The 13188-nt window shown below is 29.2% G+C and carries 13 protein-coding genes; 10 read left to right on the forward strand and 3 right to left on the reverse strand.

Annotated elements, in window-relative coordinates:
• The 4 genes from CJF12_RS12615 (at position 1) to CJF12_RS12630 (ending at position 3989) form a co-directional block, all read left to right on the forward strand.
• Positions 1–819 (forward strand): glycosyltransferase family 2 protein, encoded by an 819-nt coding sequence (locus tag CJF12_RS12615; protein ID WP_051887134.1) that lies wholly within the window; start codon positions 1–3, stop codon positions 817–819.
• A 7-nt stretch (positions 820–826) separates the two neighbouring features.
• Positions 827–1990: a glycoside hydrolase family 99-like domain-containing protein gene (locus tag CJF12_RS12620; RefSeq protein WP_034680430.1), complete on the forward strand. Its 1164-nt coding sequence runs from the start codon at positions 827–829 to the stop codon at positions 1988–1990.
• A gap of 158 nt (positions 1991–2148) precedes the next feature.
• Complete coding sequence (locus CJF12_RS12625; RefSeq protein WP_034680435.1) at positions 2149–2934, forward strand: DUF5672 family protein; 786 nt, start codon at positions 2149–2151, stop codon at positions 2932–2934.
• Positions 2931–3989: a glycosyltransferase family protein gene (locus tag CJF12_RS12630; RefSeq protein ID WP_034680439.1), complete on the forward strand. Its 1059-nt coding sequence runs from the start codon at positions 2931–2933 to the stop codon at positions 3987–3989. The genes CJF12_RS12625 and CJF12_RS12630 overlap by 4 nt, the downstream gene beginning before the upstream one ends.
• A 110-nt stretch (positions 3990–4099) precedes the next feature.
• On the opposite strand, the gene CJF12_RS12635 is transcribed toward CJF12_RS12630, so the two are convergent.
• On the reverse strand, positions 4100–4951 hold the full coding sequence (locus tag CJF12_RS12635) for a glycosyltransferase family A protein (protein ID WP_034680444.1): 852 nt from the start codon (positions 4949–4951) through the stop codon (positions 4100–4102).
• Positions 4952–5267: 316 nt separating this feature from the next.
• Here CJF12_RS12635 and CJF12_RS12640 point away from each other — a divergent pair, with 316 nt between their 5' ends.
• The 4 genes from CJF12_RS12640 to CJF12_RS12655 all read left to right on the forward strand — a co-directional run bounded on the left by CJF12_RS12640 (position 5268) and on the right by CJF12_RS12655 (position 9138).
• Entirely contained in the window at positions 5268–6146 is an 879-nt protein-coding gene (locus tag CJF12_RS12640) for a hypothetical protein (RefSeq protein WP_034680447.1), read from the forward strand.
• Positions 6146–7081 (forward strand): glycosyltransferase family 8 protein, encoded by a 936-nt coding sequence (locus CJF12_RS12645; RefSeq protein ID WP_034680450.1) that lies wholly within the window; start codon positions 6146–6148, stop codon positions 7079–7081. Before CJF12_RS12640 ends, CJF12_RS12645 begins: the two co-directional genes overlap by 1 nt.
• A 38-nt stretch (positions 7082–7119) precedes the next feature.
• Positions 7120–8181: an acyltransferase family protein gene (locus tag CJF12_RS12650; protein WP_051887135.1), complete on the forward strand. Its 1062-nt coding sequence runs from the start codon at positions 7120–7122 to the stop codon at positions 8179–8181.
• Positions 8182–8436: 255 nt separating this feature from the next.
• Positions 8437–9138, forward strand: coding sequence for an NAD-dependent epimerase/dehydratase family protein (locus CJF12_RS12655; protein WP_034680454.1), 702 nt, complete (start codon positions 8437–8439; stop codon positions 9136–9138).
• Positions 9139–9235: 97 nt separating this feature from the next.
• Here the strand turns inward: CJF12_RS12655 and CJF12_RS12660 are convergent, their stop codons facing one another.
• Positions 9236–10231 (reverse strand): glycosyltransferase family 2 protein, encoded by a 996-nt coding sequence (locus CJF12_RS12660; RefSeq protein WP_034680457.1) that lies wholly within the window; start codon positions 10229–10231, stop codon positions 9236–9238.
• A gap of 433 nt (positions 10232–10664) precedes the next feature.
• On the opposite strand from CJF12_RS12660, the gene CJF12_RS12665 reads away from it, so the two are divergent.
• Both CJF12_RS12665 and CJF12_RS12670 read left to right on the forward strand, forming a co-directional pair.
• A complete protein-coding gene (locus CJF12_RS12665) occupies positions 10665–11222 on the forward strand; it encodes an acyltransferase (RefSeq protein WP_084675576.1) in 558 nt (185 codons plus the stop codon).
• Positions 11223–11298: 76 nt separating this feature from the next.
• Entirely contained in the window at positions 11299–12315 is a 1017-nt protein-coding gene (locus tag CJF12_RS12670; protein ID WP_034680460.1) for a glycosyltransferase family protein, read from the forward strand.
• A gap of 5 nt (positions 12316–12320) precedes the next feature.
• Here the strand turns inward: CJF12_RS12670 and CJF12_RS12675 are convergent, their stop codons facing one another.
• Positions 12321–13091: a class I SAM-dependent methyltransferase gene (locus CJF12_RS12675; RefSeq protein WP_034680463.1), complete on the reverse strand. Its 771-nt coding sequence runs from the start codon at positions 13089–13091 to the stop codon at positions 12321–12323.
• Positions 13092–13188 lie beyond the last annotated feature (97 nt).

The following is a 13188-nucleotide window of genomic DNA, read 5'->3' on the forward strand; positions in this document are numbered from 1 at the left end:
ATGAAATTATCCGTAGCATTATGCACATATAATGGCTCTCGCTATATAGAAAAACAATTACTAAGCATTATCAATCAGACTATTGTTCCTGATGAAATTATTATTTGTGATGATCGGTCAAGCGATAATACAGTACAAATTATAGAAAATTTCATTAAAACACATCCTGATATAAATATTAAAATTTTTATTAATGAGAGCAGCCTTCGCACCATTAAAAATTTTGAAAAAGCAGTATCTCTTTGCAGTGGTGATTGGCTTTTTTTATCTGATCAAGATGATATGTGGAAAAAAAACAAAGTAGAAAAAATGCTGAATTTTATAGCTCAAAATTCTGAAACACTACTACTTTTTACAGATGGACAGTTAGTTGATGAAAATGATTCCAATCTAGAAAGCTCTTTGTGGGAAAAATGGAAATTTAATCCCGAAATAAGAAAAAAGTGGCTGAATAATGAAAATGCTTTTGAAGATTTGGTACATAACAAAAACTACGTAACGGGAGCCACTGTAATGATCTCTCGAAAACTATTAAAAGATACTTTACCATTTGATATACCTAAAGGTTATTATCATGATTGCTGGCTTGCAGTAAATGCTGCAGGATTAAATGGGCTTAGATATATGAATGAATGTCTAATTGATTACAGAATACACCAGCAACAACAGGTAGGAATTACATCAGGAGGCAATGATATTTCAAATATTATGATAGAAACAAATATTTCTCAAAAACAGTACATAAAAAAACTATATAGAAAATACACTCCTAAAAAACTGAATTTATTTCAACGACTTATTTCAAATTTATATAAATAAACGCAATATGAAATTAAGACCAATTGCCATACACTTACCTCAATTTCATCCATTCCCGGAAAATGATAATTGGTGGGGAAAAGGCTTTACAGAATGGACTAATGTAACCAAAGCTCGTCCTCTTTATGAAGGGCATTACCAGCCGCATCTTCCTACAGATCTGGGATTCTATGACCTTCGTCTCGCAGATTGTAGATTGGAGCAAGAAAAACTGGCAAAAGAATATGGTTTTTATGGTTTCTGTTATTATCATTATTGGTTTAATGGGAAACTCCTAATGGAAAGACCTATAGAAGAAAAATTAAAAAATCTGGAAGAAGACTTTCCCTTCATGTTATGCTGGGCTAATGAAAACTGGACAAGAGTATGGGATGGTGGTGAAAAAAATGTATTGATGGAACAAGATTACAATATGGAAGATCATATTGCTCATATTCGATACCTTATCCCTTTCTTTAAAGATAAAAGATATATAAAAATTGACGGAAAGGCTGCTTTTGCAGTTTATAGAACTACTAAAATTCCCAATTTTGATAAAGTGGCAGAAATCTGGAGAGAAGAAGCAAGAAAGCATGATGTAGAACTTTATATTACCAGATTTGAAAGCTTTGGTGAAAGAGGCGAAAAATATATGTCAGAAAATATTGACGCAAGTATTGAGTTTCAACCTCATTCCGGAGTTAAAATTTTAAGTGACTCTAGGCGTCAAGAGTATTTAATTAAAAAGCAGAATTATAAAACTTTAAGAAATGAAATCAGTCTTGCTACAATTAAACAAAGTTACGACCATTGGTCTAAAAAATTAAAATTCAAAAAAACAGTAGGACAGGAAAAACCGAGTGGGGATATTATAGAATACTCAGATTTTATTGAAACAGATATTACTTATGACAAAGCTGACAAAATAAATTACAAATTCTATAGATGTGCTTGTCCAGGCTTTGACAATACAGCCAGAAGGTCTAAAGATTATCTCATATTAAAAGACTCAACACCTGAATTATTTAAACATTGGATTAAAGAAAAATTAAAGTTATTCAAGCCTTACAGTAAAGAAGAAAACCTATTCTTTATAAATGCGTGGAATGAATGGGCAGAGGGTAATTATCTGGAACCTAGTAGAAAATGGGGAAGAGCTTATTTAGAAGTGATCAAAGACATTTTTAAATAACAGAAATTGTACTTTCTAAAACCGAATAGAGTATTAAAGATTATAAAACTTTAAAAATACATAACATTTTACCCAAAGGAGAGTATTATTTCAAATAGCCATAACAATACAATATATAAAAGTGAAAATTTTCTTGTCATTACATTAAATTATACATTATGAAGAATGTTATTGTTATTCCAATTTACAAAGTCAGATTAACTGAGTATGAAATTACCTCACTCAAACAGTGTTTCAAGATATTAGGGAAACACCCTATAAAATTTGTAGCTCCGAATAACTTAGACCTTTCTGTTTATAATAATGTATTGGAAAAACCTATTGAGGTAGAATATTTTAATTCTCATTTTTTTAAGAATATTTCTGGTTATAATCAATTGATGCTTTCTAAAGAGTTTTATGAAAGATTTAGTCATTATAATTATATGTTGGTCTACCAATTAGATTGTTATGTTTTTCGTGATGAATTAGACTTTTGGTGTCTTAAAGGTTATGATTATATCGGAGCTCCCTGGCTAGATTATCGTTTTTATAGTATGCGTAAAACCGAAAAATTGAAATTTTTAATTAAAAGATTAGCCAATAATAAAGTTTTAGGAAAAAAATATGTTAATAAAGATACCTTAGTATATAATGTTGGTAATGGGGGCTTTTCGTTAAGAAAGATATCAAAATTTTTAGAAACCTTACGATTTACTTCAAAAGATATTATTGAAGATTTCAGCAAAAGTAATGAGCCTTCAGAAATTAAGAATGAAGACATTTTTTGGAGTTTCGAAGCCAAGAATATCAAGAAACCTAACTACAAAATAGCAGCAAAATTTTCACTAGAGCAACATCCTTTTTTAGGTATGAGACTCAATAGCAACCAATTACCATTTGGCTGTCATGCGTGGGATAAAAAATACAGTTTCTGGAAAGATTATATAGATTTAGCACAATGAAAAAAATTTTATATGCCTACGATCTTGTAGAGAATGATAATGAATATATGGAACGTATGGTTGAGATTTCTAAAACAATAGAGAACTTAGAAGTAGTCTCCTCTTTAAATGAGTTTTGGAAACCAACCACACACTACAATGCTATTGTAATCAATTGGCCAGACTATTTATTTAGATGGAAACGTAACATTTCTGATTCAGAGGTAGAAAAACTACAAAGCCTTCTTGAATATTATAAAAAATGTGGAACTAAAATAATCACAGTGTTACACGATGAATATGCACATCGTTCCAGATCAGAAAATAGAAATCTTATTTTTGATATTTGTTTCCAAAATTCCAATATTTTAGCTCATTTGGGTGAGTTTTCCCAAAAAGAATATTCTGAAAAATTTAAAAACTTAAATATTAAACATAAACTATTATATCATCCAAAATATAAATATTTTAATTTTGATTTAAATAAAGAAAATGTACGTAAAGCTTTTGGCTTCAAACCAAAAGACTTCATCATCATTGTCCCGGGAGGCATACGGCATCAATATGAAGAAGATTATGTCAACAAAATTTTCAATAATATAAAAATCAAACATAAAAAACTAATTTACTTAAGAGCAACACATATAGATAAGCCTATAAAAAAAATAACATCTCGTCGTTTCATCTTTTTCAAACTCAAGGAGCGATACATTCAGTTATTTCATAAAAGAGTTTATAAATACAAATTTTTAGACTCCAAAATATTGTCAGAATATTTTACAGCTGCTGATTTGGTTATTTTACCAAGAATTGATATCCTAAACAGTGGTAATGTTATTTTAGGAAGCCAATTCAACAAGCTTATTATTGGTCCAAAAATTGGAAATATTAATGAATGGCTTTTAAAATTTAATCATATTTCTATTCTCCCTAGCTCTGTAGATAATAAAAGCTTCTCAGAAACAATAACAACAGAGATCAAACATCATTTGGAAAATCAATCTAAACATACTGAGATCTCATACATTACTGATCAATTGATAGCACAACAGCTCTCAGATATTTTATTCAACTAAATTTAATTTAGCATTTTAATTATCTTAATGATTGCTATATTCTATCCAGCAAAAAAGAGCACATAGCTATAATGTTTGATTGCTTAACTCAGTAGACTTATTAATCAAAACTAAGCCTTAAGTTTTTGAAAAAAACGTAATTTAAAATAAGAATAATTTAGTGAAAATGGAAAATTAAAAAAAGTTTTTATCTTCGACTGCTTAGTTTTTAAGGCAATATCCCAATAATTTTTAGTGATCATTTTTTTTTCATCACGAGATTTTGCCATTATAAGTTTTGTTTTTAAAGCCAGCATTGCATAGTTGGGGTTGTCTAGAAGTCGTTGATATAAATTCTGGCTCAAACCATCTTCCAAATATTCGCCAAAAGCTAAAATATGATCAGTGTAAAGAATTTTGTAATTTTTAATAATAGGGATAAGCTGAACACTTTCCTGACAAAATTTTTCATTTTCAAATACAGGAAACGGGTATTTTCGGATGATTTCCATTTTAAATGCATACACCATTTCCCCTGCAAAATCCCATTCATAATTACTATCAACCCGTTTATTTGTATTATTTATTTTATCTTTTCCATACATTTCTTCAGGTGCATGAATAAAAGTGAAACCACCAAATTCTTTGTTTTCTGCCTCTAATGCCAAGTTTTGGCAAATTTCTAGGGCATTTCCCCCAAGAAAATCATCACTATCAATTGGTAAATACCATTTTCCCTGGGCATTTTTTATTCCAGTATTAATTGCAATGTGCTTACCTTGGTTTTTTTGTTTAATATATCGAATAGGAAAATCCGCACTTTTCGTAAAATTAGTAATTACTTCTTCTGTATCATCGGTTGAACCATCATCAACAATTAACCATTCGAAATTACGAATAGTTTGATTGCACAAACTTTTAAAAAGACGATCTAACAAGATACTTCGATTGTAAGTAGGTGTGAAAATGGTAAATAATTTCATTTAAATTTTTTATTTGCACAAATATAAAGCATCTTTAATTATTTTCTAATCTATACATAAGTGAAAAATAATATATTTGAGCTAAAATACTTTGCAAATAAAATCAACCCATTAAACCATTAGAAGAGAATATATACATAGTTTTTTTATTTTAAATTAAATGTGAATTCATTGAAATATTTTAAAATCTAATTTGCTATTTTTACAGTTATAATTTGACATAGAAACTATTCTCTGATTTTAAAAAACACACTAATGAAAAACGGGTGATTTTTTAGTATGTGTCGTATAAAATAATTTTTTTAAAGAAGTTAAAATGCTAGGAACTTTACTATGGAGATTGCAAGAAGCTTTTGCGGTAATCACGGGAAAAAAGAAAACCCAAGAAACAAAAACAAACAAACAGCCAATCAAGGAGTGGCAATCTCCTGAACAATATTTAATTGAAAATAGGGATTTGCAAAATTTGATTGATTCTGTGTCAATAGAGTTTCTTTTTAGTGAGTTTGGTGAAAACAGAATTAATTCTGGCGGAAATAATTTCTCATCAATCTCCAGATTAGACCCAACGCTTTCCTCTCTTAAGAAATATTTTCCGAATGCAAAATATACCGTTTACTCTGACTTCGAAATTAATATTCCTGGTGTTAATGTAATAAAAGTTACATCACCAATTAATGATCATAATCATCCTCGCCATTTATACAGAACTGCGGATTATTTTAAATTTATAAGTCTCATTAGCTCAGATGCAGATTTTAAATGTGTTATAGACTCTGATATGTTCATAACCTCACCAGAAGTATACACATTAGTGTACCTCACTAAAACATTTGGTTTTTGTGCGCCTTCCAACCCAAGGAATTTACTGAAAAAAGACATGAAGGTTTCTATGGATACTTTCAAGATAAATGATCTGAGTGGAGGATTAGGACATTCATACAATCAAAGTCCGATGACCTTGTGGAAAAATGACAAAAACGGAATTTCTTTTTTTAAAAAATGTGCAGGGATCATGGAAAAAGAACCCTCTAGAGCGTCTTTAGTGATGTGGAAAGTAGCAAGAGATCTTGGTATTTCTCCTTATTTATTACCAAAAGAGTGGTGTGTATGCGGCGAAGATGTAGGAATTGGAGATGAAGTTATTTTACACAAGGGCCACTCCAAAGTTGAACAGTATTATAATACTTTATAATGAAAATTTTACCTATCGTCTTCACATGTGATGATCATTATTTTAAATATGCAAGTGTTGTTATTAGCTCTATTATTAAAAATAGTAATAAAAACACGAAATATGAAATTAATATTTTATCTGAATTTATTTCAGAGGAAAATAAGATTTTAGCAAATAAAATCATAAAAGCACATTCTAATTTCTCTATATCATATCATATTCTAAAAATTGAAGATCCCGAAAAGTACCACTTAAATTCTTACATGTCTTTAAGTACTTACTATCGTTTTTTCATATTTGATTTACTGAAAAATTATGAAAGAGTACTTTATTTAGATAGTGATTTGATTGTTGATAATGACATCTCTTTTTATGCCACTCTAGATTTTGAAAATAAACTGGCCATAGCTAGCCCTAGTATATATGTTCAAAATTTACTGACGAAAGATTTGGAAAATGCTTTCAACAGGGATTATTTTTCAAATGTATTATTAATGACGGATTATAGTGATTACTTTAATGCTGGTGTTATTTTATTTAACATTAAATTAATCAGAGAACAGAACATAGATCAAAAGTTTTTTGAAGCAATCAACACTATTAAAAATCCAATATTTCAAGACCAAGACATTCTCAATTCTGTTATAAGTAATAATGGTGGTGTCAAATTAATTTCCAATGAATACAATTTTACAAAAGGAATAAAAATCACTTTGATGAGATTGTTTTACAATGCTTTTTTATATAAATTAGGAAATAAAAAAAGAAATAAATGGTTTACAATTTATCATTATGTTGGTAAAATAAAGCCTTGGCAACATTACGACATAGATTCTTCTTTATTTTTCTATTATGCATATAAAACTCCTTTTACGAAGCATATACTTCAGTCAAATAATATTCACATTAATAATTTTCAAAAAATAATGCTTTGGTTTATTAGTAAGTTTTAATAAACGACCCATTAAAAAATGAAATTAAAAAAGACTTAATGAATACCGGACAGCTCACTTTTACCAGGTTTATTGCAGCTAGCTTTATCGTTTTTTACCATTTTGCTAGTAATTTATTTCCTAGTAATTCTGAATTTGTACAAGTCATTCGAGAAAATTTTTCTTTGGGTGTAAGCTATTTTTATGCCTTGAGTGGTTTTGTAATGGTTCTAGCCTACGGTAACCAAAATCGCGTAGAGCCAAAAAGATATTTTATAAATCGATTAGCAAGGTTATATCCCTTACATCTTTTTACATTGGGCTTAACAATTATTGTTTCTATTTTCGTTGCGATTAATTATTTGGGAGATTACAAAATAGACCCTATTAGCCTTATCCTAAACCTTACTTTGATACAAGCTTGGTTTCCTGCTTATAGCTTAACATTTAATGTGCCCTCTTGGTCAATTTCTGTAGAATTATTTTTCTATTTGGTATTTCCTTTTATTTTTAACCAAGTCTATAAAAAATTAAAACTTTCCACCTTTGCGGTGATTGTTGTGCTCTTTTGGATAATTTGCCAGGTTGCAATGAATTTATTTTATACTTCTACTTCTTATGGAGGAGAAAATTCTTTGGATAGATATTTTCTTCATTATAATCCTTTTTTTCATTTAAATACTTTTTTGGTTGGGTTGCTTTTTGCGGGTATTTTTAAAAGATATGAATATAAATTATCTAAAAACTTTGATTTTTTAATAATCTTAATGATTCCAACTATAGCTATCATGATTTATCTTTTCAGAGATTATCTTTTGCATAATGGACTTTTAGCATTTAACTTTGGGGCTTTAATATTGCTTATTGCCGCAAACAAAGGGCGAATCACTACCCTTTTTAATCATAGAATATTAATTCATCTAGGTAATATCAGTTTTGCAATGTATCTTTTACAGAATCCTATTTTTATTTTTTCCAGAAAAATATCCAGTGTATTAAATGTACAAAATGAATATCTGCTTTTCATTATTACTTTTCCCATATTATTAATAGCTAGTCACATCACTTATCGATTAATTGAAATCCCCTGGCAAAAAAAAATACGTGGAATGTACGCTTAATCGAGAGTCTAAAGAAAATAAATGTTATTACAGACAACCTTTACTTGAGATATTTCCTAAAAAATTAATGTATATGAAAGAAAGCGAATATCACAGATCCAAGAACTGGTTTTAAACAATTTTGGTTATAGACATTCACATTTGTATAACTGAATCTAAAAAATGGCTTATAGAAATCTCTTTTTCTTTTTTGTAACCACACCCAATAATTTTTTAAATTATTATCTTTGTTATATTGGAAAATTCAAAATATAAATGATTATAGGTAATGGATTAATCGCATCGTTGTTTGCAAATAATGACAAAGAAAATTGTATTTTCTTTGCTTCAGGAGTATCAAATTCCCTTGAGACAAGTGACGAAGCATTTCTAAGAGAAGAATATCTAATTAAATCTACTATTACTAAAGCACCAGACAAGATATTCATTTACTTCTCTACTTGTAGCATTTATGATTCTTCTAAAACTGAAAGCCAGTATGTCCTCCATAAGTTAAAAATGGAACAGCTAATTAAAAGCTCCTGCGAAAAATTTCTTATCTTAAGAGTAAGCAACGCTGTAGGAAATGGAGGCAACCCCAATCTACTCATGAATTATCTGATACGTTCAGTGAATAACAATGAAACTATTAATGTTCACACAAAGGCAACCAGAAATCTCATTGATGCAGAAGATATTAGAAATATTACATTCCAGCTCATAGAGAGACATGAACGAAACAAAATTATCAATGTTGCTTATATTCAAAATTATGCAATTATTGAAATCTTAGAAATTATAGAACGGTTTTATAACAAAAAAATTAAATTAAATCTCATTAAGGATGGTTCTGGCTATGACATTAATGTTCCAGACGTAGAAGAATATTTCAAAAAAAATAGACTGGCCGACAAAGAGTCATATCTTTGCAGAATACTAGAAAAATACTATCCCTTAAGGGACACTATTATAGAGTAATTGATCTGACTATATATGTTTCCGCTTGTTAAAGCCAATCTTTATCGGATTTTCAATTTACTGTAAAAAAATCATTGCCAAAAATTGTACAATCTATCTACCTATTAAATCTCCATCGAAAAAATGGATATCCAATAAACAAAGGTAAGCGATAAAAAAAGTCTTGCTTTTTTAATTTTAAAGAATATTCGGAAGAAAAATAATCTAAAATATCTAGCATTTTCATTGTAGAATAAGCTTTATAACTTTTCTTCCATAGCACTTCATTTTTCTGAGCTTTCCAGTTCATTTCCAGAGTTGAGGCTTTGAAACTAACAAGGTATTCAGTGATCATCTTTTTCTTATAATCATCTTTTTCTTCATGATAAGCCTTGTCCATAAAAGAAGCAATCGTAATCCAGTTTCCAAAATGTTTTTCTCCTCTGTTATGGATGATAGATGCTCCGTGAAAGTAATAGAAATAGGTATCTTCTCTCAGGAAAGCAATCTTTTCAAATTTCAGCATACTCTGGAAGCTCCACAAAACATCCTGAGAAAATAGATCTTTTACAAAATAAAGTTTGTGTTTCATCAGAAAGTCCAATCTCACAAGCTTATCACAGGCCATCACTGGATATTGTTCCTTTACAAAATTCCAGACTATATTTTTATTTCCTTCAAGAACATCTTTTTTAGAACGAATAGGAAAATAATTTCTTCTCCAGTTCTCTTCTTCATTAATGCACACACTTTGTCCTAAAACCATTTCTGCATTGGTTTCTTCAGCCAATTTCACCAAATGATCAATGGCATAATCTGTTATTTCATCATCACTATCAAGAAAATAAATATATTTTCCTTTAGCTAGGTCTATCCCGGCATTTCTTGCCATAGAAAGCCCTTGATTCGTGGGTTGATTAAAAACAATAAAATTGAAATCTGGATTATTAAGAATAAAATTTTCTGCAACTTCCATTGATGAATCCGGAGATACATCATTGATTAAAATACATTCAATATTTTTGTATGTTTGCTTTATAACAGAACTTAAACATCTTTCGATGAATTTTTCTACCTTAAATACTGGGATGACAATACTAACTAAAGGATTCATTTTCAAAATTTATTTAATAACAAAAGAGGGTTTCTATTAAAATATTTTCACAAACGTCCTACCTAGTCTAAATACATTTGTTATCTTGAAAGGCAAGCTACAGGCCTCTTAAAAATATTCAAAATTTCACTCATTCATTTATATTTTCCAAAAATAAGGAATTTGCTTTGAATGTTTATATTTGTAATATTATAATAATGGAATTTAGCCCACAAATATTACCCTCATACAGTCTATTATAAAAAAACAACATCAATCTATAAAACTAGGAGAGTTAGGAAACCAATCTGATATAAATAAACTTTTCAACTTTGTAATACGAGTAACCACACTTATTAATCACTTCATAGAAAATATTAAAGTTTCCACAAAAAAATTGGAATAAAAGCTAAAATTTTATCTTTGTATCAAAATGATGTAAAAAAAAGAAGACATGAAATCAACATTAGGACTATTGTTTATTAAAATAAAAAGTTTTACTAACCTATGTATTGTAGCCAACCAGCGCAGCCTCTTTTTCAATAAGAATAGTTTTGTACATAAGAGCTTCCGGATAGGATCTAATAACTTTTTTGATATATCTCCAAATGCACAATTTCATATTGAAGAAAACGTAGTGATTAATCAATCTAATTATATTACTGTAAAACCTAATGCTAAACTGAGTATAGGCAAGAATACTTATATAACAAGGGCTACCATATCATGTCTTGGCGAAATTACTATTGGTGAAAACTGTATTTTAGGGGAAGGAATGAAAATATTTGACCATAATCATCAATATACAAAAAAACCTTTTTCTGTCTCTCAAACAGCATTCAACATAGGTAGAGTAACCATTGGAAATAATGTTTGGACAGGTGCTAACGTTATTATTTTAAAAGATGTAACGATTGGAGATAATGTTATTTTGGGTGCCGGCTGCGTTATTCACAAAGACGTACCAGATAATACGATTATTGTAAATAAACAAGAATGGGCTATCAAATAAACTCCTAATTATATAGTCTAATTAATTAGAAAAAAGGAACAAACAACTTAAAAAACCTTCAAAGAAAATTTTAGTAATGGATATTTTAATCAAGTCATTCAATCGCCCTTTTTACTTAGACCGATGTATTGCATCGATTTACCAAAATATTTCGGGCAATTTCAAAATTAAAATTTTAGATGATGGCACTCCAAAAAAATATCTTGATAAAATCAAAACAAAATATCCTGAAATAGAAATATACCTTTCCGACAATTACGAAAAAAAGACAAAAGCAATTAATGAAAACTTAGCTTCAGGAAAAAATATTAATGGTTTCGAGATTCCAACAAAATTCTGGCATAAAATGGTTGAAAATTCTTCGAAATATGTCATTGTTACAGAAGATGATGTATGGTTTACTTCTCCTGTTAATACAGACAACTTAATAAAAGATGCAGAAAAGCACAACATCAATCTTGTAAAATTAGGATGGCTTGGTAATCAATCTGATCTAAAAAATCTTACTATCCAATCCATATCCGAAAATCTAGAATCTTCGAAGCCCCAAAAATTATTGTTACTCAATGAAAAACTAATGACTGCATTTTTCTATAATAAATACAAATTCTTTAGTATTTTATATAAATTAGGAAAAGTTGACAACTATACTCAAGGGAAATACTGGGCACTCAACTCTATATTAATGGGTTTTTTTAACAAGGAATATTGGTTAGCAATCTGGAAAGGTATGGAAGGTAGAGTCGATGAAAAAAAACAACTAATCAACGCCTCTGTTTACTATAAAAAGCATCAGAGTAATCCCTTTTTCATTTCCAAACTAAAAGTAGAATCCATGAAAACTACTTTTCAATCTTCAGCTACTAATTCTTACCACAAATATGGATTTGATTTTGATGTTAACCTATTTAATCATATAATTAATGAAGCTTGGTTTAAGAACGACTTTGATTCAATGGAAAATTATCCAAAAGATTTTTCTTTAGATTACTTTAAAAACTTTATTTCAGAAAAAATTAATGTATCTGAATTTGAAAAATGGACCACCAGATTCCGCAAACAGTATGAAGAAATAGGATGTATTATAGAATAAGTATTTTATTTTATGAAAACACCTACATATTTACCTTCAAATTCAACAACTATACTTTCTATATTATTTTTTTCACAAAAATCCTGATACGCAGAGTTATCACCAATATCATCACTAATAAACACTCCTCCACTTCTTAAATGTTTGTGTAACTCACTATACGCCCACATTCTGCCATCATAGCTTTTATCAGAGTCATAATGAATAACATCGAAAACCTGGTTTTCATTAAAAATTTTAGGTAAAGATTCTTTATCAGCAAAACGGAATAACTTCCAAGATTGTTTTAACCCCTCAGGCACTACATACCCTACATATTGATCTCCGTTCTGACCTAAATAAGGCATATCAGAACTATATAACGTACCTCCTCTTTTTTCAAGTGACAGCAATGAGGCTAACGAAGACCATCCATAAGCGACTCCAGTTTCTATTACACTTTTTGCCTGTGAAAATTCACATGCATAATATATTAGCTCCAGTGCACCAGGTCCTCCCATCTTTATAGGACATTCTTTTTCATTTTGTTCTGCAATGCTTAAAACTTGATGATATTCCTTTCTAAACGAATCTATATTTGTTCCAAAAAGTTGAGCAACAGCCTCTTTTTGAGAGATCGCCTTTGATTCTGCCCAAGAATTTGTTTTTTCTTTTCCTTTAAAAGCATTATTTCTATTGATGATATTCTTCAAAATCTTCCTCCCCAGCTCAGGATAAAGATCAGGCCTTTTCAGATATCCCATAAACGTTTTAAATACTCTTCCTAATTCATTCATTGTGCTTATTTTGTTACAAAAATATATATTTTTTTTGACTACATTTGTTTAAAAGTAATATCTTTTTAAGTGTTTAATATAAAAATATGATTAAATA

Source organism: Chryseobacterium piperi, assembly GCF_002285635.2.
Classification (GTDB): domain Bacteria; phylum Bacteroidota; class Bacteroidia; order Flavobacteriales; family Weeksellaceae; genus Chryseobacterium; species Chryseobacterium piperi.

Excerpts from the sequence above, each read along its gene's own strand:
- CJF12_RS12615 (WP_051887134.1), top strand. The coding sequence starts at position 1 with ATGAAATTATCCGTAGCATTATGCACATATAATGGCTCTCGCTATATA.
- CJF12_RS12620 (WP_034680430.1), top strand. The coding sequence starts at position 827 with ATGAAATTAAGACCAATTGCCATACACTTACCTCAATTTCATCCATTC.
- CJF12_RS12625 (WP_034680435.1), top strand. The coding sequence starts at position 2,149 with ATGAAGAATGTTATTGTTATTCCAATTTACAAAGTCAGATTAACTGAG.
- CJF12_RS12630 (WP_034680439.1), top strand. The coding sequence starts at position 2,931 with ATGAAAAAAATTTTATATGCCTACGATCTTGTAGAGAATGATAATGAA.
- CJF12_RS12635 (WP_034680444.1), bottom strand. The coding sequence starts at position 4,951 with ATGAAATTATTTACCATTTTCACACCTACTTACAATCGAAGTATCTTG.
- CJF12_RS12640 (WP_034680447.1), top strand. The coding sequence starts at position 5,268 with ATGCTAGGAACTTTACTATGGAGATTGCAAGAAGCTTTTGCGGTAATC.
- CJF12_RS12645 (WP_034680450.1), top strand. The coding sequence starts at position 6,146 with ATGAAAATTTTACCTATCGTCTTCACATGTGATGATCATTATTTTAAA.
- CJF12_RS12650 (WP_051887135.1), top strand. The coding sequence starts at position 7,120 with ATGAATACCGGACAGCTCACTTTTACCAGGTTTATTGCAGCTAGCTTT.
- CJF12_RS12655 (WP_034680454.1), top strand. The coding sequence starts at position 8,437 with ATGATTATAGGTAATGGATTAATCGCATCGTTGTTTGCAAATAATGAC.
- CJF12_RS12660 (WP_034680457.1), bottom strand. The coding sequence starts at position 10,231 with ATGAATCCTTTAGTTAGTATTGTCATCCCAGTATTTAAGGTAGAAAAA.
- CJF12_RS12665 (WP_084675576.1), top strand. The coding sequence starts at position 10,665 with ATGAAATCAACATTAGGACTATTGTTTATTAAAATAAAAAGTTTTACT.
- CJF12_RS12670 (WP_034680460.1), top strand. The coding sequence starts at position 11,299 with ATGGATATTTTAATCAAGTCATTCAATCGCCCTTTTTACTTAGACCGA.
- CJF12_RS12675 (WP_034680463.1), bottom strand. The coding sequence starts at position 13,091 with ATGAATGAATTAGGAAGAGTATTTAAAACGTTTATGGGATATCTGAAA.